The organism is Vreelandella sulfidaeris Esulfide1 (genome assembly GCF_054072535.1).
Window position 1 is genome coordinate 2,418,557 of sequence record NZ_CM133364.1, and the last position, 21,980, is coordinate 2,440,536.

The following is a 21,980-nucleotide window of genomic DNA, read 5'->3' on the forward strand; positions in this document are numbered from 1 at the left end:
TGAGAATCCGTTATGAGTTCATCTGTCAGTATTACGCTAAACCAATGCAGCCGCACCTTTGCTGGTGGCAACACGGCGCTCCAGCCGCTTGACTTGCAGGTTAATGCCGGTGAAACCCTGGTACTGCTGGGCCCTTCCGGCTGCGGCAAAACCACCACTCTGCGCATTATTAGCGGTCTGGAAAGCCCCGACCAAGGCGGACAAGTGCTGTTTGGGGAGCGTGATATCACTGCGCTGCCGATTGAGAAGCGCGACGTGGGAATGGTGTTTCAAAACTACGCGCTCTTCCCCAACATGAGCGTTGCCGACAATATTGCCTATGGCCTGAAAATACAGCGTTTGCCACGTGCCGAGATTGCCCAAAGGCTTGACGAAGTCATGCATATGGTTGACTTACAAGGCTTTGGCGAGCGGAGAATCGACGCCCTCTCCGGTGGCCAAAAGCAGCGCGTGGCGCTTGCCCGTGCGATTGCTGTTCGCCCCAAGGTGCTGCTGTTTGATGAGCCATTGGCAGCTCTCGACGCCAAACTTCGTGATCGCCTGAGAATTGAAATTGGCCAGCTACTGCGAAAGCTTGGCACCACGGCGGTTTACGTCACCCACGATCAAGATGAGGCGATGGCCTTGGGTGACCGCATCGCGGTAATGCAAGCCGGGCGCATTGCGCAGCTAGGCACACCGCAGGAGATTTACCACCAACCGGCCAACGCCTTTGTGGCGGACTTTATTGGTGCGGTTAATTGCCTGGAAGTGATCGGTACACGAGCTGATGGTGGGCTAATAATGCATGGGGGCGAACTCATCGCTAATCATTTGCAGGGAGTCACTACGGTTTACTGCCGACCAGAAGATATCCAGGTAGTACCGCTAAGCCAAGCCGATATAAAAGGCAAAGTGGTACAGAGCATTTTCCTAGGGCAGACCCAACGCCTGATGGTAGACACTGGCGGCGCTTCGCCACTCAAGATTGAAGCACCCTCCCGCCAGCGTTGGCCAAATGGTACCGCGATTGGTTTGGCACTCCCTTCTAGCGTGCTTTTTCATCCAGATAAGCCCACTGCCCCTGTTAATGCCAAGGAGATGGCCAATGGCTGATCAAGGTTTAAACATTAAGAAAGCCCCTCATGCCCAGCAATGCCTTATCGCCCAGATTAGCGATCCGCATATCAAGGCGGGCGGTAAACTCTCTTACCGGCAGGTAGATACCGCCAGTGCCCTGCGCCAAGCAATCAGCACGCTCAATCAGCTAGCGCCGCGCCCCGACCTGGTACTGATTAGCGGTGACTTGGTTGATTTTGGCCACCCTAGCGAGTACGCCACCTTTAAGCAGATCCTGGCTGAGTTAACGCTGCCCGTGTACTTGATCCCTGGCAATCATGATAACCGCGAACATCTGCGCGCTGCCTTTACCGAGCACCGTTATCTATTTCAGCACCGCGACTATTTACAATGGGTCGTGGATGACTATCCGGTACGCATTGTAGGGCTCGACTCATCGGTGCCGGGTAAACCCTACGGGGAGCTAAGCGATGAAAGCCTGCAGTGGCTAGACACTAAGCTGGCAGAGCAACCCGAAAAACCGACGCTGGTCATGGTGCATCACCACCCGTTTGTTAGTGGCATCGACCATATGGATCGCCAGCCGCTCAAGCGACCAGACGCGCTAGCCGACGCCATTGGCAAACATGCCCAGGTCGAGCGTGTGCTCTGCGGGCATCTACACCGGAGCATTCAGGCCCGCTTTGCCAACACCTTGGCGATTAGCTGCCCCGGGGTTTCCCATCAGGTGAGTTTGGATCTCACGCCAAACGGCCCCTCCAGCTTTCAGTTAGAGCCTCCTGGTTACTTGCTGCATCAGTGGTCGGCGGCTAACGGCATGGTGACTCACCAGGGATTTATCAAGCGCTATCCTGGCCCTTTTCCGTTTTTTGACGCCAACGGGTTAATTGACTAAGGCACGCTTGATAAACCACCAACTCATCAGCGGAAAACAGCACAAGGTTACGTTGGAAAGCAATCGGTCACGCTACAAAGAGAGCTCAGCCTCAGATGTTGTAGTATCCAATTGCGCCAACTCCCAAGCTTGCACCATTTGCTTTTTAGCTATTCCCCAACGGTAGCCGCCTAGCGCACCACTTTGTTGAATCACCCGATGGCAGGGAATCCAAAGAGCAATCGGGTTGGCGCCGACGGCGTTGCCTACCGCTCGGGAGGAGTTAGGCGCTCCCAGTGCCTGAGCAATATGTGTATAGCTAACCCATTGCCCCTCGGGAATCGTCAGTAATGCCCGCCAAACCGCCACTTGAAAGTTAGTGCCTGTCACGTGCAATGACAAAGACGCTGGCGACTCTTCTGACTTGGCAAAAATCGCCTCCACCGCGTAGCGCGTAGCAACGGGGTTATGGTGGAACGTACTGCGCGGCCACTCCTTGGCAAGTCGTGCCAGCAAATCGTCGGCACTGGTAGCATCGACAAAGCCCATGCGGCAGATCCCGCGAGGCGTTATGGCCACAAAAATATGACCAAGGGGCGTTTCATGCACGCCATAAGTAATCTCAACGCCCTCGCCCTGGCGCTTATATTCACCCGGGGTGACAGCCTCTAGCTGAACAAAGTGATCATAAAGCCGCGAGCCACCGCTAAGCCCCAGGGAATGAGCAATATCCAACAGCGAAGTGGAAGATTGCATCAGCCGCTTGCCCCGCTCTAACGTGAGCGCCTGTAAAAAGCGCTTGGGACTAATCCCTACATAACGGCAAAACAGTCGTTGGAAGTGAAAAGCGCTCAGATGAACGTGAGCAGACACCGTTTCCAAGTTAGGCTGCGTCGCTGCATGAGCTACCATATAAGCCATGGCTTTTTCGATACGCGCATAATCGTTCATTTTTGCCTCACTGAGCGCCCTGTTATAGGTTTTCTAAGTGCTTATGCTGATAGCCTAAGGGATCGAGGCGCGCTTGCCGACCCGAATCTTGCTCAATCACTAGCGAATAATCACTCACTGTTTTAGCGTTAGGATGACGGTGATGTACAAAAGACACATTGCCTATTTCCCGCTAGAGTGAAGTTCCGCCTCAATAGAGGGTATCCGATAAGCCCATGCAAGATTTGATCAACGACATTGCGACAGCCATGGCAAAAGCAGAGGAGCGCGGCAAGGTCGCAAACTATATTCCCGAGCTTGGCCATGTTGACCCACAGCAGTTTGCTATTTCGCTCGCCACCGTGGATGGCAACGTTTACTCGGCAGGTTGTGCTACCACGCCCTTCTCGATTCAGAGTATCTCTAAAGTATTTACGCTGACCATTGCATTGGGGCAAGTGGGTGATTCGCTGTGGTCAAAAGTAGGCCGCGAGCCCTCAGGTGATCCCTTCAACTCCATCGTGCAGCTTGAACACGAAAGCGGTAAACCGCGTAACCCGTTTATCAATGCCGGGGCCATTGCGGTGGTCGATGCGATCATGATGGGCCACGAGCCCAAAGAGACCCTGGGCGAGATTCTTAGCTTTGTACGCTATATCGCCGATGACGACAGCATTTACTTTGATCATGCGGTGGCCGCTTCCGAAATGGCCCACCGCGACCGCAATGCGTCACTCGCGCATTTCATGAAAGCGTTTGGCCATCTTCGCCACGATGTCGATAAGGTTCTGGGTACCTACTTCCATCAATGCGCCATCGCCATGAGCTGCGAACAACTCGCCCATGCAGGTTTGTTCCTGGCCTCAGATGGCGTGAACGAACCCAGCGGCATTCGCGTAGTGGCGCCCCAGCGGGCACGGCGCATTAACTCATTAATGATGATGTGTGGACACTACGATGCGTCCGGTGAGTTTGCCTTTCGCGTTGGCTTGCCCGGCAAAAGTGGCGTAGGCGGCGGCATACTCGCCATCGCGCCAGGCCATGGTTCCGTTGCTGTTTGGTCCCCGGGATTGGACGCCTACGGCAACAGCCTGCTAGGCACCCAGGCGCTCGAAATGTTTGTGCAACGTACGGGCTGGTCAGTGTTTGGGCATTAAAGTACGCATCTCCGTCGACTTAACCTAAGCTGGACAATAGTAGGTTGGTCCCACAGTATAGCTAGCCAGATACGGACATTTTACAATGCCATTATTAGTCAGGAGGACACCATGGCCAATGATATGAGTAACCCCGATCACCGTGATGCGATTAAAATCTTCGCGCGCCTGGGGTACGCCTCTCGAGGCATCGTCTATCTCTTAGTTGGCGGTCTCGCCGCACTGGCGGCGTTTGGTCAAGGTGGCCAAACAGAAGGCAGTCGCGGTGCTTTAGAGAGGGTGCTCGCTGCCCCCTTCGGGAAAATATTATTAGGCCTCATTGCATTGGGCTTGGTTTGCTATGCCCTGTGGCGCACGATACAAGCGATCAAAGACGCCGACCACCACGGCACTGACGCTAAGGGCATTGCCATTCGTACTGGCTTAATGGTGAGCGCTGTTACGCATACCCTATTAGCTTTTTTTGCGGCAACCCTCATCTTCCAATTTGGCGGCTCTTCTGGGGGCTCGGGTGGGGGCTCACAGGGAATGGCTAGCTGGCTGATGCAACAGCCTTTCGGCCGCTGGCTGGTAGGCGCAGTCGGAATAATCTTGATCGGCGTTGGCATCTCTCATGTGTTCAAAGGCTTCAAGGCCAAATTTCATAAACACTTCGCTATGCCAACGCAAACGCAGAAATGGGCTTACCCAATCTGCCGTTTTGGTTTGGTGACTCGCGGGATTGTATTTGCCATCGTAGGTTGCTTCTTTATTATTGCCGCTTACCAATTCAATCCTAGTGAGGCAGGTGGTACGGCTGAAGTATTTACCGCGCTGCGTAGCCAAGTATACGGTCAATGGCTACTAGCCATTGTCGCTATAGGTCTGTTTGCGTTTGGCCTCTACAGCCTATTAGCAGCTGTCTACCGCCGCATTAATGCCAGCATGTAGTCACTTGACATGGCTAATGCGACTAACCGCACAAAGCAGTGGTTTGAGCGCCTCAACGGCTCAAAGAATATGCTGTGGCTACTCGGTACGCTCTCTTTTCTTGAAACAATAATTCTGCCCATACCGCTTGAGCTAGTACTCATCCCGCTAATGGCCGCCAATAAACACCGTATCTGGCTATTAGCGACGGTCACTACCGTAGGCTGCCTTATTGCTTCGCTGGTCGGCTATAGCGTCGGCCTGCTGCTTTTTCAGACGATAGGCGTATGGTTTATCGACTTTATGGGGATGCAGGAGAGTTATCAGGCGTTCCAAACGTTTTTTGACCAGTATGGTTTTATCGCCATTCTTTCCATTGGCATTTTACCTATCCCCTTTCAGGTCGCGATGATTACCGCTGGGCTCTCTGGTTATCCGGTTCTGCTCTTTGCGCTCGCAGCGTTAATTGCCCGCGGACTGCGTTATTTCGGCCTGGCTTGGCTCGTTCATCGCTTTGGTAGCCAGGTACTTCTGTTATGGAAGCAACAAGCCCTGGTGACCAGTTTAGTGGCGGGGATAGTAGTACTGGTACTGGCGCTGGGAATGCAGGCCTTGGCAGGGCTGGTTATGTAGCGAAAGCTAAACCAGCCCACTGCCAGCGAGCAAACCAACTGGCTTATGCATCGTCTTGCTTCGTACCCGGCGCTGACGCCATATGTTTAGCCTTCATATCCTTGAATGCCTCCATGATGTCCATCGGTAACGGGAAGACAATCGTGGAGGCGTTCTTATTGCTCATGTCACTCATGGTTTGCAGGTAACGCAGCTGCAATGCCGCCGAATTTTCCTGCATTACATTGGCCGCCTCAACCAGTTTTTTTGACGCCTGAAGCTCGCCTTCGGCATGAATGACCTTGGCGCGACGCTCACGCTCCGCTTCGGCTTGGCGCGCAATGGCGCGGATCATGCTTTCATCCAAATCCACATGCTTGATTTCAACATTGGCCACCTTGATACCCCATGCTTCGGTTTGGGTATCGATGATTTCCTGGATATCGTCGTTGAGTTTATCGCGTTCCGATAGCATCTCATCGAGATCATGTTTCCCCAGCACGGAGCGCAGCGTGGTCTGCGCCAGTTGGCTGGTCGCCTGAGTGAAATTCTCGACTTGAATAATCGCCTTTTCAGGGTCGACAACGCGGAAATAGAGCACGGCGTTAACCTTAACAGTGACGTTATCTTGAGAGATGACATCCTGCTCAGGAACATCCATGGTGATCACGCGCAGATCCACCACTTCCATCTTCTGAATGGCGGGGATCACAATGACCAACCCAGGCCCCTTTACCTTCTGATAGCGGCCCAGAAAGAACACTACGCCGCGCTTGTATTCTGGCAGGATGCGAATAGAGGCAGCGATCAACATCACCACCAGCACGACAGGAACTAAATACGAAATAATCATAAGGCACCTCGTTTTGCAGATGGTTAGTTATGTAAAAAATTCATAACAGCATTAAGCGCTAACGGGGCGTCACATAGACCGTCAAGCCTTCGAGACGCACCACCTCAAGCTCATCACCCCGTTTAACGGGCGTATCGCTCACCGCATTCCACCGCTCACCGTGCAACCGCACATGGCCAGTCATATCAAAATCATCCAGCGCAATAGCGCTTGCGCCAATTAACTGCTCCACACCGGTGTGTGCAGGGCGACGGCGCAGAGTTGTAAAGCGCATTAATGTCCAAAGCATTAACCCTCCGGATACCAGCGCCACCCCGCCAATGAGTGGTAACGAAATGGCCAGGTATTCGGCATCCATTAGCATCACCGACCCCAATACAAAGGCGATGATGCCTCCCGCCCCCAACACGCCAAAGCTGGGCATTAGCGCTTCTCCTACCATCAACGCCAATCCCACTACGATTAACGCTAGCCCAGCGTAGTTAATCGGCAATACCTGAAATGCAAATAGCGCCAGCAGCAGACAAATCACTCCGATAGTGCCAGGAAACAAGCTGCCGGGGCTGGCAAGTTCGAAAATCAGCCCGTAAAAGCCAATGATCATCAAGAAGTAAGCGATGTTGGGATTCGTAATTAACGATAATAGCTGGGTACGCCAATCCGGGTCGTAGCGTTCAATGGCAAGATCCGCCGTTGACAGCGTGTAATCACCTTGCTCCATGACCACCGTCATGCCGTCAATCTGGGCGAGCAAATCGTCAATATCTCTTGCCACCACATCAATGACGTTTCGTTCCAGCGCCTCGTTAGCCGTGAGGTTTACCGCATCACGAACGGCTTCTTCAGCCCAATCGGCGTTGCGGCCATGGCGTTCAGCTAAGCTCCGAATAAAGCTCACTGCGTCTTCCAGCACCTTGCGCTCCATGGCGCTGCCGCCGTCTTCATCCCCGTCTTCAACGCCTTCACCTTCTTCATCAGCGCCGCCAGTCAGCCCGCCACCGCCCATTTGCACCGGCGTAGCAGAGCCTAAATGAGTAGAGGGCGCCATGGCTGCTACATGGCTGCCATAAAGCAAGTAGGTGCCTGCGCTAGCTGCGCGCGCCCCGCTGGGGGAAACGTACATCACCACCGGGAGGTCAGAATTAAGCATTTCTCGGATCATGTCGCGTGTGGTATCGACCAGCCCGCCAGGGGTATCGATTTCAACAATCACTACCTCGCTATCCTGCTCACGTGCATTATTTAACCCACGCTCAAAATAATCCTTGGTGGCGGGACCAATAGCACCTTCAATGTTGAGCACCAAAGCGTTAGGCGAGGGGGTTTGCGCCATGGCCTGCCACGTAAGCGACACTACCGCCATTAGCAAGCCGACAAGTAAAAGCCACAGCCAGTGTGATTTATGAGAAAGGGGCTGCATAGTCACATCTCCCGCTTAGCGCCTTGAAACGATTACATAGCGCTAGGTAGAGTGTCGCCTTGCTTTGGTTACTCGTGCTGCTTCAGAGTTTAAGCAGGCAATAGGCACATAAGGTACCTATTCAACGTAGCACCCACAGTGAGCTTCGTCATGAACGAGTTGGTGAGAGGATTTTGAGTGAAAAAGAGCCTATTTCAATGAGGCTACTTTAAAGGATAGAGGAACGTGCGATGACATTGGAGGGTTGCTTAGTTCACATAATAGCCACTTACCTTCCAAATGCCCTCTTCTAAGTGAGGCGTAATGGTTTCAGTGATCAGCGGCTTATTTTCAAAACGCGTCTGGAACGTAAACACCGCATAATCGCCGGCAGGCGCACCCGGCATAGAGGTTTGACGAATCGCGCGCACACGCCGCCTGGACTCAACAGCCCCGAAATCACGGCGAGCAGCGCTGATGGTGCGGGCCAACATATGTGACGACAGCGGCACCTGCAGCAGTGTAGAAGAGTTTTCCCACGCCTGATCGAACTCCCCACTGTCGATGGCTTTTAACCACTCCAACGCCGCCGCCTCTGCCGCATCAGTATGCGGATAAGCATAGGTCGACATAAAGAGGAGCAAGGTAGCAATGATAAACGTCAGTGTTTTTGGCATAGCGAGCTCTTTGGCAACCAGGATTATTCGTGCGTCTTAAGTAATTATCGGAAGCCCGCGTAATTTCTTTAACAATAATCCTACTCGAATGGCGATAGACGGTAGAAAGGCCGCCCAGTGTCGGTCTTCGCTTCTCAAAACACACCCACTCGTTTACCATGCGCCACCCAACCGATTCAGCTTTCACCATTAGGCGACTATGTCCGTCAACGCCCTCTATACCGACCTTTCTGGCTACTACGATTTGATGTGTTTGGATATCGACTATCAAGCACAAAGTAACGCCATTCGTCGGTTGCATCAGATTTTTGGTAACGGCGGCACCGCTCACCTGGATCTCGCCTGTGGCACTGGCCCCCACGTGCGTCATTTTATTGATTCTGGCTATGCCAGCAGCGGGCTGGACATCAACCAGCCGATGCTGGATATCGCCGCCAAGCGCTGCCCAGAAGCCCTGTTCACCCTGCAAGATATGAGTACGTTCGACGTTAGTGAACCGCTGGATTTAATTACCTGCTTTTTATACTCAATCCACTACAACGATGGCATCGAAAAGCTAACAACATGCATTGCTAGAGCCCATCGCGCACTAGCAACCGATGGTGTTTTCTGTTTTAACGCGGTCGATAAAGATAAAATCGATAATGGCTTATCTGTTAAACACACCGCCCGACAAGAAAGCGATTTATTCACCTTCCGCTCGGGGTGGCACTATAGCGGCCAGGGAGAGAGACAGTCGTTGAGGTTGAGTATTGAAAAAGCCAACGCGGACGCCACCCAGGTATGGAACGACGAACACCCCATGGTAGCGGTGAGCTTTGCAGAACTAACCGCCCTACTGACGCCTTACTTCGAGGTGCATGTGTTTGAACATAACTACGAGACAATCATTCCCTGGGATAACGTCTCAGGCAACGCTATTTTCGTTTGCGTTAAACGTTAAAGCCTACCAAAGCATCAGCGCTGACTTTCTATTCTCTCCAACTCAAGCCTCTGAGCTTGAATCATTAGGGCTGGGCCGTAATTGCAGCTGGATGCCAAGTAAGAAATTTCGCAGCACCTGATCTTTGCACTCTCGATAATTCTTATGGCTGGGCTTGCGGAAAAACGCACTTAATTCATGGTTACTTAGATTGAAGCCAGCCAGCTCAAAAGCAGCCAAAATATCGTCAGCTTTTAAATTCAGCGCAATGCGCAGCTTCTGGAACACCATATTGTTGTTCAACTGCGACTCTGGCACGGGCTGCGGCCCTTCGCGCTTACCACGCTTAAAGCTAATAAAACCGTTCAAAAATGCCGCCAGCTCTCTGTTCTTCATGGTGACAAAAGCGTCGTCTTCATCCTTTTTCAGCCAAGCAGTGACCTGCTGCTGAGTCACGCTGACCTCCGCCAAGGCGAAGATATCCACGATGGTGCTGTCTTTTAAATCAAAGGTGTAACGAATGCGGCGAAAAATATCATTATTGGTCAAAATAGTGTTCCTAGTCTTAGGCAAACCCAGCACAATCAAGCGTAATGTGCATCTACGTCTTTCGAGAAAATAATTAAGGTCAGCAGCTAAACTATCCTGCTGTCAGCTTCTCAAGCAGCTCGTCAATTTCTTCTTTAAGCTCACTATCTTCAATCTTATTAGCGGTGATTTGGGCGTTTTTAAGATTGCTGATCGCCGCGTCAGTCTGGCCCAGCTCAACTTGCAGTTTTGCCATGGAAAACGCGATCGATGACATGTGATCTTTCGAATTAATCGCGACGGCTTTCTCAAAAGCTTTTTCGTAGACAGCCAATGCCTCATCTAGCTCTTCAGTAAAATCAGCCAACGTTTCCCACTGCTCGGGGTGATCTTTATCGGTGTTTTCGTTCTCGGTACAGACCGCTTCCAACTGCGCATAGAGCGCATCGAAAGCCTCTCTATCCTCTTTATCAGCAGCCTTCATGAGTTTTTCAGCGAGTTCGTAAACCGCCTTGTATATTTTGGTATTAATCATGAACGACTACCTTTTCTCTATTTAAAAACAGTAACAAGTAAACAAGCTTGCTGAAAATTAATGCATTTAACAAAGCCACACTACCAGGGACGGTGACATTATACCCCTTGGGGATGGCTCCACGGGCGAACATTTTTCGGTTTTTGGATAGGAGGTTAATGAGATTTAATTGGAGCGGTTTTTCGCTGCAATGCTTGGTTAAACGACTCCAAACTATCAGGGCCTCCAACCAACCGAACACAGCAATCTGACTCTTGCGCCCATGAGGCCGATGAAGACACATGGAGATGAACAGCCACTTGAGATGCAGTCGCTTCATCAAGTAAACCTGCAGGAACCCATATCAAATCAGTATCTCTCAGTTTATTAGGCACCGGGCTACCGCATACCGAGCAAAAGTCACTTCGATAGCCTGTTGGCTTTTGAAAAGAGCGGATGTGGGACTGGCCAAACAACCAACGAAAGTTTTGTTCTTCTACAAACGTGGCAGCGTTAGCAGTAGACCCGGTCGCTTTGCGACACAAGGAACAATGGCATTGATAGATGTTTGGTAGCTCACCCTCAATTTCAAACGCCACCTCTCCGCAAAGACATTCACCTTTCATCGAACGTTCCTTTGGTACGTAATGTAAGCGTCCAACAAACAAACGCTGTACCGCTATGCATGGTTAACAGTAATGCTCCATGATGAATTCGGAGTGACCAGTTTGTTCATCAATTTGCTCAGTTAATGAAATGAATCCATGTTTCTTATAAAAATTGATACTGGGCGCATTCTGGCTGTAAACACTGAGCTGCAAACACGACCGTCTGCTCTTGGCATCATCAATCAACGCTGACCCTATTCCTTGCCCCTGCAGGCTTGGCGACACAAAAACGGCTGCCAGCGTATTTCCATAGAGGCAATAAAACCCTGCTATCTGCTCATCAACTTCACATACAAACGTCTCCGAGGCAGGAATGTACATATCACGCATTTCGCTAACTTTTGACTGCCAAAATTCTGATCCAACAAAAGAGTGAGCTTTAATCGATGCTGAAAGCCAGATATCCAAAATTTGTTCAATATCTGCCTCCCGGTAGTTACGAATCATCTAGATGTTCCTAATGATGTTCAACGGAGCCAAAGGCGTTAATGAAAAGCTGCCTAGCCAAGGGATAGGCTTGCACCTGTACCAGGGCTAGACAGCTTCATAAAATAAGGCAGCAAGGCTTTACCTTCCTTAGGATAAATCTGTTTTTTCCCTAGGAATAATTAGCCTCCTTCACTTCCAATAGATTTTTGCTTTCTAATCCTACGGTAGGTTCCAGGAATTTTAACAGATTATTAGAAGAATATTTCAAGGTGCATAAAATCGAAATCGATCACGGCTCAGCCCCCCGGAGGGAGCTGAACTGCTTATACGTGGTTTGCCATATCACTCCCCATGGCCTTCATCGCGTACCCGCCAGTGCGGGAATACGGCGCGGTAAAAATCCAGCATGGCATCCATATCATCAACGACCAAATTAACGTGTTCCAAGTACATAAGTGTCTCCTTGCGTTAAGTGAGATCGCAGGCTAAACCCTCATCATTAATTGACGCTATACTGCACCACTTTTTATTTTCGACGCCCCTTACGACAATCTGTCAGAGCCCCTTATGCCCTTTGCAAAACTAGGATTATCCAGTCCTCTCGTTCAAGCGATTACCGAACTAGGTTACCAAACGCCAACGCCCATTCAGGAACAAGCGATTCCTGCCATTCTTTCGGGTAACGACTTAATCGCCACCGCACAAACAGGCACAGGCAAAACCGCTGCCTTTGTTCTGCCTCTGCTAGAGCGATTCAGCAACGCGGGAACGTTACGCGGCAAACGCATACGTGCGCTGATTCTCGTGCCGACCCGTGAGTTAGCGGTTCAAGTCGAAGCCAATGTGGCCCAATACGCTAAACACACGCACCTAACCTCTATGGCGATGTATGGCGGTGTGGATACCGAAGCGCAAAAAGAGCGCCTCATCAAAGGGGTAGATATTTTGGTCGCCACGCCGGGCAGATTGCTTGATTTGGCGCATCAGCGTGCGCTGCATTTTGATGAACTAAAAGTCATGGTGCTGGACGAAGCGGATAGAATGGTCGACATGGGGTTTGCCGACGATATCCATAAGATCATTGAGCGCCTACCTGCAAACCGTCAGAACCTACTGTTTTCGGCCACCATCACAGACGACGTACGGGCGCTGGCCTACGATTTTTCGGATCGTCAGATGACCGATCTGGCGGCTGAGATATCCATTTCTCCCAACGTCCGCGCCGCCGCTAATGTCAAACAATGGCTCATCACCGTCGACAAAGACACTAAGTCCGCCTTGTTGAGCCACTTAATCAACGAGCAACAGTGGGATCAGGCGCTCATTTTTACCGAGAAAAAACACAATGCAGCCAAGCTGGTTGCTCAACTGGAAAAACGCGGCATCACAGCGGACTCTATCCATGGCGATAGAAGCCAAGCCATGCGCGAAAAGATTCTGGCTCAGTTCAAATCTGGCGAGCTAAAGTACTTGGTCGCCACGGGAGTTGCCGCGCGTGGTTTGGATATTGATGAATTGAGTCGTGTGGTGAATTACGATTTACCTTTTCAGCCAGAAGAGTACATCCACCGCATTGGCCGAACCGGCCGCGCGGGCGCCTCAGGTGAAGCCATCTCTTTAGTCGACATGAGTGACTTTAAAAATCTTTGCGCTATTGAAAGACGCTTAAAAAGCATTATTGAGCGCAAAGAGATTGCTGGCTTTCCAGTTCGAAAAGCAGTACCTGAATCAAACTTGAATTTCAGTAAAAAGTAATCGTTAAAACTTACCCAAGAAGCTCACCTTTTAAAAGGGTGGGCTTCTTTATTATCGATATTTCACGAATCCGGTAAAAACGCATCTAATAGCTCGGCATTAGTGGGATATTTATCCAATAACGCAAGCAACTTCTGCGCGCCTTCTACTGGCTTAAGACTTGTCAACGCTCTGCGCAATGTCCTAACTTTTTCAATATCTTTTTCATCAATTAACAGTTCTTCTCGACGGGTACTGCTTTTGGCTATATCTATCGCGGGGAAAATCCGCTGATTGGCCACATCCCGCGATAGCACGAGTTCCATATTACCGGTGCCCTTGAACTCCTCGAAAATCACCTGATCCATACGGCTTCCCGTATCCACCAGCACGGTGGCCAGAATGGTGAGCGATCCGCCGTTTTCGATCTTTCTCGCGGCGCCAAAAAGTTTTCGGGGTATTTCCATCGCTCGGGAATCCAGCCCACCCGACATAGTGCGACCATTACCTCGCTGCTCGGCATTATGAACGCGCGAGAGTCTCGTCAAAGAATCGATCACAATCATCACATTATGACCTTCGCCTGCTTGCTTACGCGCCGTCTCAAGAAGCTTATCGGCCATATTCACATGGTGCGTGTAGCTTTCGTCTGAAGACGATGCATGTACTTCGGCCGACACACTGCGCTTAAAATCGGTCACTTCTTCAGGGCGCTCATCAATCAGCAAGGCATACAGCTTTATTTCCGGATGAGCCTCAGCCACGGCCTGACAGATATGTTTTAACATCGTCGTTTTACCAGAGCCTGGCGGCGCCACAATCAACCCACGTTGCCCCATCCCAATGGGCGTAATCAAATCCATCGCTCGCACAGTACGCTCTTGAGAGCCAGGCTCTAAATAAATGCGGGGGGAAGGATGAACAGCGACCCCATTTAAAAAACGTTTTTCGGGATCATTAGGGAATTGATCTTCCATTTTGTAGGCTGGCTGGGCGTCTACCTGCCTTTTTGTTTTCAAACCTAGTGTTTTTCTGGTCATAATATTGATGAATAGCCTGGGTTGGTAAAACACTGAATTTGTAGAATAGCTGTATCATAGACAGCCGACTGATCGCGCCGTTGCGATACTTGAGATGGAAGACAAACAAGTCTTGCTTGAGCTTAACCAGGTAATGTACGGCTTGCTCAAAGGTGCCTGGCTGGAGCTGATCTTGGTAGTTGATCACCACTATGGCGTGTTTGATCGTAATTATAAGCCTTGAAGTGCGGCATGCTGATCATTGTTCGTCTGTTCTCTCGATCCTACCAAAACTTAGGGGTCAGCGGTTTTTTCTACAGGCTCAACGCCCTGGCTTTGCGGCGTGCCGGAGCGCCAGCGTAGGTGCGTCCGCCAACAGCCACTGGTTAGCTTTGGTTGATAGATGGTTTTGCAACGAGGTTCCACGAGTGAACATCGGGTTCACATTGCATCATCTTGACATCTTTCCTCCCCCAGGACTGAAGCACACCTTTCAACTCTTCACCGGTAACAGAGCCGCCTTTGGTAACATTTCTATATAAATGTCGCCCCAAGTAAATTTCTCTAAGCGAGTTCTCCGGCAAATCAAAGCAGTATAGAGGTCGACCAAAGACAGTCACCTTATTCCATTCACGATAGCGACCACCACCCGTGTGATAACCAAAGGGGATATTTTCTATACTTTTTACAACACGGACCTCTTCTTCGTATGCCCACTCGAGAGACTTATACAGAAAAGCTCTCTTCATTAGATTGAAGGCATTCGAGTCAAAACGAAGGCTACCACCAATATTCATTAGCTCATGCTCGCCAATCACGGGTAGATCGTTGTGCGGCTTCGTAGCTGAGTAAATCATCTCTCCATACTGGCTTGGAATCACATTGCTTTGCGGGTCTGAAAAGCCGGCCGAATCACTATCAAACCCAAGAACTACCCCTTGGTGAGAGTCTCCATAATGCGACCACATAAGCGCGTTCAACGGCTGACGAGTCAACGATAAGACACCGTATTTTCTCGAGAAACGGTTTCTACAAGCACCCGTGGCGGTTTTCGCGCTTATAGACTCATCGCTATCCTTAAAGCCAAAGGCTGTACACTCAAAAGGGTCGTTCAAATCTTCAAGGCAAGAAAATCCTAGTGATAGGGTATCGATTACCTTTCGCGCGGCACCGAAGGACATGTACTTGTATAGAATCATGAACCTCCCTCAAAAGAAGCTAACACTTGGCTTTGCGGCGTGCCGGAGCGCAGCGTAGGCGCGTCCGACAATAGCCACTGGTTATGTATCCAAAAGGTAGTTGTATTGAGCTGGCAACAATGCAAATTCACCCCAACTCAACCCCTCAATGCAAAGACCGATTCCGCTTGTCCCAACTTCTCCCCACATAAGCACATATCGTTCCCGGGTCTTGTCATTAATACCTTTACTACTGGAAATCCCATGCTCTTCCTTGAGATAGAAGTCGCGCACACTGGGTGCTCCAGCTAACTCTGTCATTCGAGTATTGTGATCAGCGGGGTCTTTGACGGGAGTGAAGGATCTAATAATTTTCCCGAAGTATAGCCGAGGGGTGCTATCTTCCTCGATGACCTGCCGAACATCTTTCAACAAATCGATTAACCTGACTGCATTTTGTCGACCTGGCAGGAAATAATATTTGTATAAATTCTCATCAAAGTTCCTGCATATTCCAGCAACCGTAGTGATCTTACTAGGCAAGGAAAATGACTCACCAGCGTGGCGCGCTATTGGCACCTCGGATACAGGACCATCTATGTCCTCCACAGGGGTTTCGTCATAAACTCCAGTGGGATCTTGTTGACTTTGAGGTTTTTCTTGCAAGAAACCAGAGACAATGACCAAATTTTCGTCATCAATAGCCTTTTGAGCCTCTTCATAAGTGTCAAATTTTTTCCCTTCAGAGCGCTTTACTCGGAGATCGCACTTGACATGTTTATACGTCCGCAAATGGCCAAAGTAGGCATCGCGCCCATTTGAAAAGTAGTCAGCTTCCTTCGGCACCCGAATCAAATTTGTGAAGCAACCAGGGCAAAATATCTGGCCCTCCATGTCCTGCGTATATTCAGAAGGTAGAATCTTTTCGCCAGTTCGCTTCAAATCAGACTGACTACCATTCTCATACGACCAACCCTCTAATTTATATGCAAATTTAATCCTTTGTTTTGGCTCGTGCTTTGCCATTCACTCCCCCTTTAGAAGGACACAAGGTCTATATAACGCCGATCAGCACGCGCGGCTTTGGAATGGAGGCGAAGCCGCAATGTAAAAGCCGTCGCCGTGACTGGCATGGTTATGTTCCTCTGTCACGATGCTCCGCCGCCTCCACCATCTGTGCAAATTCAGACTGAAAAAATTCTTCGGTTACGCCGTATTTCTCCCAGAGTGGCAGATACAGGCCAGTCAGAATCTCATCTGCTTTTTTAAATTCTGAGAGGATAGTCTGGAGCTCCTTTTGCATCTCTTGGCGCCCCACTTCAGAGATAAAATCCTCAGCCCGTTCTCGAAAATAGCGATGAATGAGCATGTTTCTGAGATCCAGCGTCGTTCCCAGAAATTCTGCATCTTCATCCGACAAATTCAGGTTTGATTTAGCGACCTTGAGAAGTTGCCCAAAAGTCCTCCGACCGAGAGAGTCATACAAATCCAAACACAGTTCTTGTGAGATGAGATTTACTTCAGGTAGTCGGAGCACCACCGCCAAGTTCAAAGCCGCTTCCTCAAGAACTTGAGCGTAGTATGCCGCCAGCCCAAAAAATGCGAATGGCTCTTTTTCACAACAATTGTCGATTTCAGGAATCTCAGGCACTGATCGACCACCCTAGAACATAACAGTGAATCTACACCCGGCTGCATATCCTCAATGAATGTGCAGACGCGTTTATTGACATTAACAAGCCAACAGCATTCTCATAACTTATTGTTTTACAATGCATTAACTTGATCACTTTGCAGCATATACAAAATTCGCGTACCAGCTCGTTTTGCTCAGTTCAATCATACTCTATTCATAAAATCGGCTTAGGTCACGTGCCGGGAAGTTAAAATTTTGACGGTGTGGTGTTGATGGAGTGCAAATTGGAGGAAAGGAACTCTGCACAAGTGATTGTTTTTGTTTGCTTATTTAATTCTGACCGCCCAATGAATTGGGCTCCTACGCGCCCCCTCACCGCGGGCTTGGAGGCACGGTGGTTGCTGTTTGCGCAATGAATTGCGCTCAGATCACCGTGCACTTCGCTGGGTGGACGTATTAGGCTTTGAGGACGTAACGCAGGGTTTCAACCACTTGGTCGGTGGTGGTGCACCAGGCGTTCGCACCGGCATCCACTTCTTTCAGCGGGTGAACGATGTCTTCGCTGTGCAGTGTGATGTAGGGCTTGGCGAGTGCTGCGCAGTAGCCTGCGTCAAAGGCGGCGTTCCACTGTTTGTACTGGTCGCCAAAGCGTACAACGACCAGATCCGCTTGCTCGATCATCGTGCGGGTGCGGATGGCGTTGACCTTGGAGGACTGATGGTCGCGCCAGAAGCCATTTTCCGGTTTGCCCAGGTGGTCGCCGGCAGCGTCAGAGGCGGCGTGATCGGTGACCGGTGCGGTAAACACGATATCCAGGCCCGCGGCCTCGGCGCCGCGTTGGATTTCTTCGCGCCAATCGGTGTGGATCTCGCCGGATAGGTAAACGTAAAAGCTCATGGCTAAACCTCAAAGATAAGATTGTCAGTAGCGACATTTTATGGAAAAACATTCCATATTCATACCGGCGTTATAGTAGAGGCTGCTTTGCCAGCAGATAAATGTCCATTATCCAGCCGTGGGTGTCGCGTAACTCCGCCCGGCGTTGGATGATCTGGTCGCCGACGTCGCTTAGCCAGCCGTTGATCAGGCACTGTTTATCCATGCCCAGGTAGGCGCCCCACCAGATGTAGATGTCATCTTGCGGCAGCGTGGTAAAGGCCCCGCCGCTATCCAGCATTACGGCGACGGTGGCGGCATCGCTTGGCCAGCCGCGTTCGCGTAGGCGGCGACCAGTGGTGATGTGCACCGGCTCGGCGAGGGCGTTGAGGGGGATTTTATGCTCAGCGGTGAGCACTTGCAGGCTGGTGATGCCTGGCACTACCTCTACATCAACCTGCTTACCCGCCGCGCTTAGGCGCTGGGTAATGCGCAGGCTGCTGTCGTAAAGCGAAGGGTCGCCCCACACCAGCATGCCTACCCGCCCACCGTTGGGAAGATGTTTATCGATTAGCTGCGCCCAGACGCTGGCGATGGCTGCGTGCCAGTCGTCCACCGCGCCCAGGTAGTCATGACGGCCATCACGGCTAGGCAGATCGAACTCGACGATCTTGGTGGTCACCGGCGCTTCCAGCAGCCGTTCGCAAAGCAAGCGGCGCAGGTCGATTAAATCCGACTTGGCCTCGCCTTTGCGGGGTAGCAGGATCAGGTCGGCGTTATTGAGGGCGCGCACGGCGGCCAAGGTGACGTGATCAAGGTTGCCGGTGCCGATGCCTATTAGCGAGAGCGTGATCATGATTCGCTCTCTTGGTCTTGGCTTGCCGTGGCAAAAGGCGAATCCGCCGACTGGGGGCGAAAGCGGCGATCGTAGCCCACGGCGTAGAGGCTGCTCTCCTGGAAGTCGTCGCTTTCGAGCACCGGCCCCACCAGAATTAGCGCAGTGCGCTGCATGGTGTTATCGATCAACGCTTCTATAGTGGCGAGCCGCCCGCGCACTACCCGCTCATCGGGCCAGCTTGCCCGCCACACAATCGCGACCGGGCACTGCTCGCCGTAGTAAGGCGTCAGGCTTTCGACCACTTGGGAAAGATTATGGATGGAAAGATGAATGGCCAGCGTGGCGCCGGTGTGGGCAAAGTTTGCCAGCGTTTCATCGCTGGGCATGGCGCTGGCCCGACCGGGTGTGCGGGTGAGCACTACCGACTGGGCGACACCGGGTAGCGTCAGCTCCTGACCCAAGGTGGCCGAGGCTGCCGCGAAGGCTGGCACGCCGGGGGTAATGCTATAGGGGATAGCCAGCTCGCGCAGGCGGCGCAGCTGCTCGCCCATGGCCGACCACACCGATAGATCCCCCGAATGCAGCCGGGCGACATCCTGGCCTTCGGCGTGGGCGCGGCTGATCTCCTGCATGATGTCATCCAGCGATAGCGGCGCGGTGTTAATCACCCGCGCTCCCGCCGGGCAGTGTTCGAGGATTTGTTCCGGCACTAATGAGCCCGCATACAGGCACACCGGGCAGGCGGCGATCAGGTCGCGCCCGCGCAGGGTAAGCAGATCCGGTGCGCCGGGGCCTGCGCCAATGAAGTGTACGGTCATTCTGTGGTTCCTTCTGGTACTTCTGACAACGCCAGGGCGGCGGTGGCCTTGCGATCTGCTGAAATTATCCTTGGCCCTAGCAGCGTTGCCCCTGTGCCTGCCGCCAGTAGCGCCACGGCCTCGGACACGCTGCCCGTGCCGCGCGCCTGCAAACTTTGTGCGGAGTGAGTAAGCGTTGTCACCGTCGGTAGCTCGGCGTCGGCTACTGTGATGACTTCGATGTTGCGCAGTCGTCCTAGCTCTTCGACTAGTGGCAGCATCGAGTGAGCCGCCGCCAGCTTATCGATAGCCCCGTACTGGTCGATCAGTTGATCCAGTGCCTGGGCGAGGGATTCGAGCGTGGCTTCACTGCGAAAACCAAATCCAGCTATCCTCAATCCCCGTGCTGTCATCGAACGCCCCGCCACTGAACAATCGGATAGCTGGCCTTCCAACCCCGCCGAGTGCCGATGGGGGCTGCATTGGCAAGCTCAAGCCGCATCAGTTCGCCACCTGCCTTGTGCTGCCAGTGCGCCAGCAGCGCTTCGGATTCAAGTGTCACCGCATTGGCGACGACGCGCCCCCCTTCGGGCAGGCGCTGCCATAAATCTTCCAAAAGCGCTTGGGATAGCCCGCCGCCAATAAATACCGCATCCGGGAGCGACGTATCGTTCAGTGCGTCCGGCGCGCTGCCCTCTTTTACCTCAAGCCAATCAACGCCCAGGTTCTCTGCGTTGCTGCGCGCTCGTGCTGCCCGTTCTGCGTTTTGCTCAAAGCCTACCGCCTGATTATCCGGGTGAGCGAGCAGCCACTCAATGGCAACAGAACCTGAACCGGTGCCGATATCCCATAGCCGCTCGCCGGGCATGGGGGCCAGTGCCGCCAGGGTGATGGCGCGAATGGTCTGTTTGGTGATCTGGCCGTCGTGGTCAAAGAAGCGATCCGGTAGGCCGGGCGTCAGCGGCAAGGCGGGCCCGCTACCGGCGACTTCCAGCCCTACCGCCACCGGATGGGCGATATTCTGGGGTAAGCTGGCATCGACACGACAATGGCGAATGCGCTCGTTATCGCCGCCCAGGGCTTCCAGCACCGTTAGCTGGGAATCCGCAAAGCCGAATCGGTTGACCAGAGCGGCGAGTTCAGCCACTGCCGCGCCGTCTCTGACCAGCACCAGCAACCGCCTACCGGCATGCAGGTAAGGCCGAATGCGGGTCAGCGGTTTGGCGTGAAGGCCCAGGCAGGTGCAGCGCTCTAGCGGCCAGCCCAACCGGGAGACCGCCAAGCTAAAGGTGGAAGGCGCTGGCAGCGCTAGCCATTCGCTTGCGCTGAGATGCTGCGCCAGGGTGCTGCCCGCCCCAAACCAGAACGGGTCGTTTGAGACCAGCATGACCACCCGGCGGCCGCGCTGATTGAGCAGTTCAGGAATGCCATCGACAAAGGGTACCGGCCACTCAATCACCTCGGCGTTTAGGGGCGGCAAAAGGCGCAGGTGGCGCCGTGCGCCGAATACTACCTCGGCAGTTTCCAATGCGGCGCGGCTTGCCGCCGTTAGCGCCTGTGTGCCACCCTCCCCCCAGCCTAAAAGGGTCAGCCAGGGAGCCTGACCCACTGGAGCGTGAGAAATTTCAACCATGATGAAGATCCTAATTCTCGGGGGAACCTCGGAGGCCAGCGCCCTGGCCAGTGCGGTTGCCAAACGCGGGCTTCCCGCCATTTTCAGCTATGCGGGTCGTGTTGCCACGCCTAAACCCCAGCCGCTGCCGACCCGCATTGGCGGTTTCGGCGGCGTTAGCGGCCTTGCTGCCTTTGTGGCCCAGGAGCGCATCACCCATATCGTCGATGCCACCCATCCCTTTGCCGCTCAGATGAGCACGAACGTATTAGCCGCCGCAGCGCAGTGCGGCGTAAAGGCCATTGCCCTTACCCGGCCTGCCTGGCGACCCGTTGACGGCGACCAGTGGCAAAGCGTGGCAAATATCGATGAGGCGGTTAGCGCCCTGGCGGGCCCACCCCAGCGTGTGCTGCTCGCCATTGGCCGCATGCACCTTGCTGCCTTTGCCACCCAACCTCAGCACCATTACGTGCTGCGTCTGGTTGACCGGCCTACCAGCCCGTTACCACTGCCAGATGTCAGCAGCGTGATTGATAGAGGCCCCTTTACGCTGGAAGGCGATCTCGCCCTGCTGGAAAATCAGCGCATCCAGCGCATCGTGTGTAAAAACTCTGGCGGCGATGGTGCAGCGTCCAAACTCACCGCTGCTCGCATGCTCGGCTTACCCATTGTGATGATCGAGCGGCCAGCGCTGCCACCTCGCCACGAAGTTCATTGCATCGATGACGTCTTTAACTGGCTCGATAGCCCCTCTTAATC

27 protein-coding genes are annotated in these 21,980 nt (G+C 52.5%); 9 read left to right on the forward strand and 18 right to left on the reverse strand.

All coding sequences use genetic code 11. The features are described 5' to 3' along the window. Window positions 1–12 precede the first annotated feature (12 nt). Both ACW44H_RS11315 and ACW44H_RS11320 read left to right on the forward strand, forming a co-directional pair. A complete protein-coding gene (locus ACW44H_RS11315; protein ID WP_457504564.1) occupies window positions 13–1,095 on the forward strand; it encodes an ABC transporter ATP-binding protein in 1,083 nt (360 codons plus the stop codon). Further along, window positions 1,088–1,954 (forward strand): phosphodiesterase, encoded by an 867-nt coding sequence (locus ACW44H_RS11320; protein WP_457504565.1) that lies wholly within the window; start codon window positions 1,088–1,090, stop codon window positions 1,952–1,954. The genes ACW44H_RS11315 and ACW44H_RS11320 overlap by 8 nt, the downstream gene beginning before the upstream one ends. Before the next feature lie 72 nt (window positions 1,955–2,026). On the opposite strand, the gene ACW44H_RS11325 is transcribed toward ACW44H_RS11320, so the two are convergent. Continuing rightward, on the reverse strand, window positions 2,027–2,884 hold the full coding sequence (locus ACW44H_RS11325; RefSeq protein ID WP_457504566.1) for a bifunctional transcriptional activator/DNA repair enzyme AdaA: 858 nt from the start codon (window positions 2,882–2,884) through the stop codon (window positions 2,027–2,029). Between the two features lie 215 nt (window positions 2,885–3,099). On the opposite strand from ACW44H_RS11325, the gene ACW44H_RS11330 reads away from it, so the two are divergent. The 3 genes from ACW44H_RS11330 to ACW44H_RS11340 all read left to right on the forward strand — a co-directional run bounded on the left by ACW44H_RS11330 (window position 3,100) and on the right by ACW44H_RS11340 (window position 5,562). After that, window positions 3,100–4,020 carry a glutaminase gene (locus ACW44H_RS11330; protein ID WP_457504567.1) on the forward strand — a complete coding sequence of 307 codons (921 nt, stop codon included), beginning with the start codon at window positions 3,100–3,102 and terminating at the stop codon, window positions 4,018–4,020. Window positions 4,021–4,131: 111 nt separating this feature from the next. Beyond that, window positions 4,132–4,950: a DUF1206 domain-containing protein gene (locus tag ACW44H_RS11335; protein ID WP_457504569.1), complete on the forward strand. Its 819-nt coding sequence runs from the start codon at window positions 4,132–4,134 to the stop codon at window positions 4,948–4,950. A 9-nt stretch (window positions 4,951–4,959) separates the two neighbouring features. Further along, window positions 4,960–5,562, forward strand: a complete 603-nt coding sequence (locus tag ACW44H_RS11340; protein WP_457504570.1) for a YqaA family protein — start codon at window positions 4,960–4,962, stop codon at window positions 5,560–5,562. 43 nt (window positions 5,563–5,605) lie between these two features. Here the strand turns inward: ACW44H_RS11340 and ACW44H_RS11345 are convergent, their stop codons facing one another. The 3 genes from ACW44H_RS11345 to ACW44H_RS11355 form a co-directional block, all read right to left on the reverse strand. After that, window positions 5,606–6,394 (reverse strand): slipin family protein, encoded by a 789-nt coding sequence (locus ACW44H_RS11345; RefSeq protein WP_447045578.1) that lies wholly within the window; start codon window positions 6,392–6,394, stop codon window positions 5,606–5,608. A gap of 58 nt (window positions 6,395–6,452) precedes the next feature. Further along, a complete protein-coding gene (locus tag ACW44H_RS11350; protein ID WP_457504571.1) occupies window positions 6,453–7,814 on the reverse strand; it encodes an NfeD family protein in 1,362 nt (453 codons plus the stop codon). A gap of 248 nt (window positions 7,815–8,062) precedes the next feature. Continuing rightward, a complete protein-coding gene (locus ACW44H_RS11355; protein ID WP_457504572.1) occupies window positions 8,063–8,470 on the reverse strand; it encodes a DUF4019 domain-containing protein in 408 nt (135 codons plus the stop codon). Between the two features lie 199 nt (window positions 8,471–8,669). Between ACW44H_RS11355 and ACW44H_RS11360 the strand changes: the two genes are divergently transcribed. Beyond that, a complete protein-coding gene (locus ACW44H_RS11360) occupies window positions 8,670–9,413 on the forward strand; it encodes a class I SAM-dependent DNA methyltransferase (protein ID WP_457504573.1) in 744 nt (247 codons plus the stop codon). Between the two features lie 42 nt (window positions 9,414–9,455). Here the strand turns inward: ACW44H_RS11360 and ACW44H_RS11365 are convergent, their stop codons facing one another. From ACW44H_RS11365 to ACW44H_RS11385, 5 genes are all read right to left on the reverse strand, one after another. Then, the gene (locus ACW44H_RS11365; RefSeq protein ID WP_457509011.1) at window positions 9,456–9,941 is read right to left on the reverse strand and encodes a DUF1456 family protein; all 486 of its coding nucleotides are present in this window, start codon (window positions 9,939–9,941) and stop codon (window positions 9,456–9,458) included. A 91-nt stretch (window positions 9,942–10,032) separates the two neighbouring features. Next, the gene (locus tag ACW44H_RS11370) at window positions 10,033–10,455 is read right to left on the reverse strand and encodes a tetratricopeptide repeat protein (protein ID WP_457504574.1); all 423 of its coding nucleotides are present in this window, start codon (window positions 10,453–10,455) and stop codon (window positions 10,033–10,035) included. Window positions 10,456–10,610: 155 nt separating this feature from the next. Next, the gene (locus tag ACW44H_RS11375) at window positions 10,611–11,060 is read right to left on the reverse strand and encodes a GFA family protein (RefSeq protein ID WP_457504575.1); all 450 of its coding nucleotides are present in this window, start codon (window positions 11,058–11,060) and stop codon (window positions 10,611–10,613) included. Between the two features lie 63 nt (window positions 11,061–11,123). After that, complete coding sequence (locus ACW44H_RS11380; RefSeq protein ID WP_113269549.1) at window positions 11,124–11,549, reverse strand: N-acetyltransferase; 426 nt, start codon at window positions 11,547–11,549, stop codon at window positions 11,124–11,126. Window positions 11,550–11,873: 324 nt separating this feature from the next. Continuing rightward, window positions 11,874–11,984, reverse strand: a complete 111-nt coding sequence (locus ACW44H_RS11385) for a VOC family protein (protein WP_457504576.1) — start codon at window positions 11,982–11,984, stop codon at window positions 11,874–11,876. Between the two features lie 114 nt (window positions 11,985–12,098). Between ACW44H_RS11385 and ACW44H_RS11390 the strand changes: the two genes are divergently transcribed. Beyond that, window positions 12,099–13,286: a DEAD/DEAH box helicase gene (locus tag ACW44H_RS11390; protein WP_457504578.1), complete on the forward strand. Its 1,188-nt coding sequence runs from the start codon at window positions 12,099–12,101 to the stop codon at window positions 13,284–13,286. A gap of 62 nt (window positions 13,287–13,348) precedes the next feature. Here the strand turns inward: ACW44H_RS11390 and rho are convergent, their stop codons facing one another. Further along, window positions 13,349–14,305, reverse strand: a complete 957-nt coding sequence (rho, locus tag ACW44H_RS11395; RefSeq protein WP_457509013.1) for a transcription termination factor Rho — start codon at window positions 14,303–14,305, stop codon at window positions 13,349–13,351. Between the two features lie 94 nt (window positions 14,306–14,399). On the opposite strand from rho, the gene ACW44H_RS11400 reads away from it, so the two are divergent. Beyond that, the gene (locus ACW44H_RS11400) at window positions 14,400–14,528 is read left to right on the forward strand and encodes a hypothetical protein (protein ID WP_457504580.1); all 129 of its coding nucleotides are present in this window, start codon (window positions 14,400–14,402) and stop codon (window positions 14,526–14,528) included. A gap of 142 nt (window positions 14,529–14,670) precedes the next feature. On the opposite strand, the gene ACW44H_RS11405 is transcribed toward ACW44H_RS11400, so the two are convergent. The 8 genes from ACW44H_RS11405 to cbiE form a co-directional block, all read right to left on the reverse strand. Further along, on the reverse strand, window positions 14,671–15,483 hold the full coding sequence (locus ACW44H_RS11405; RefSeq protein WP_457504581.1) for a DUF2971 domain-containing protein: 813 nt from the start codon (window positions 15,481–15,483) through the stop codon (window positions 14,671–14,673). A gap of 81 nt (window positions 15,484–15,564) precedes the next feature. Continuing rightward, window positions 15,565–16,488: a hypothetical protein gene (locus ACW44H_RS11410; RefSeq protein WP_457504583.1), complete on the reverse strand. Its 924-nt coding sequence runs from the start codon at window positions 16,486–16,488 to the stop codon at window positions 15,565–15,567. Between the two features lie 109 nt (window positions 16,489–16,597). Next, complete coding sequence (locus ACW44H_RS11415; RefSeq protein ID WP_457504585.1) at window positions 16,598–17,113, reverse strand: hypothetical protein; 516 nt, start codon at window positions 17,111–17,113, stop codon at window positions 16,598–16,600. Window positions 17,114–17,554: 441 nt separating this feature from the next. Then, on the reverse strand, window positions 17,555–17,995 hold the full coding sequence (locus ACW44H_RS11420) for a YtoQ family protein (RefSeq protein ID WP_039859147.1): 441 nt from the start codon (window positions 17,993–17,995) through the stop codon (window positions 17,555–17,557). Window positions 17,996–18,065: 70 nt separating this feature from the next. Continuing rightward, window positions 18,066–18,830 carry a precorrin-6A synthase (deacetylating) gene (cobF, locus tag ACW44H_RS11425; RefSeq protein WP_457504587.1) on the reverse strand — a complete coding sequence of 255 codons (765 nt, stop codon included), beginning with the start codon at window positions 18,828–18,830 and terminating at the stop codon, window positions 18,066–18,068. Then, on the reverse strand, window positions 18,827–19,630 hold the full coding sequence (gene cobM, locus ACW44H_RS11430) for a precorrin-4 C(11)-methyltransferase (protein WP_457504589.1): 804 nt from the start codon (window positions 19,628–19,630) through the stop codon (window positions 18,827–18,829). The genes cobF and cobM overlap by 4 nt, the downstream gene beginning before the upstream one ends. Further along, window positions 19,627–20,022, reverse strand: coding sequence for a cobalamin biosynthesis protein (locus ACW44H_RS11435; RefSeq protein ID WP_457504591.1), 396 nt, complete (start codon window positions 20,020–20,022; stop codon window positions 19,627–19,629). Before ACW44H_RS11435 ends, cobM begins: the two co-directional genes overlap by 4 nt. Beyond that, entirely contained in the window at window positions 20,019–21,242 is a 1,224-nt protein-coding gene (gene cbiE / locus ACW44H_RS11440) for a precorrin-6y C5,15-methyltransferase (decarboxylating) subunit CbiE (RefSeq protein ID WP_457504593.1), read from the reverse strand. The genes ACW44H_RS11435 and cbiE overlap by 4 nt, the downstream gene beginning before the upstream one ends. Between cbiE and ACW44H_RS11445 the strand changes: the two genes are divergently transcribed. After that, a complete protein-coding gene (locus ACW44H_RS11445) occupies window positions 21,241–21,978 on the forward strand; it encodes a cobalt-precorrin-6A reductase (RefSeq protein WP_457504594.1) in 738 nt (245 codons plus the stop codon). The two genes, cbiE and ACW44H_RS11445, sit on opposite strands and share 2 nt — an antisense overlap. Window positions 21,979–21,980 lie beyond the last annotated feature (2 nt).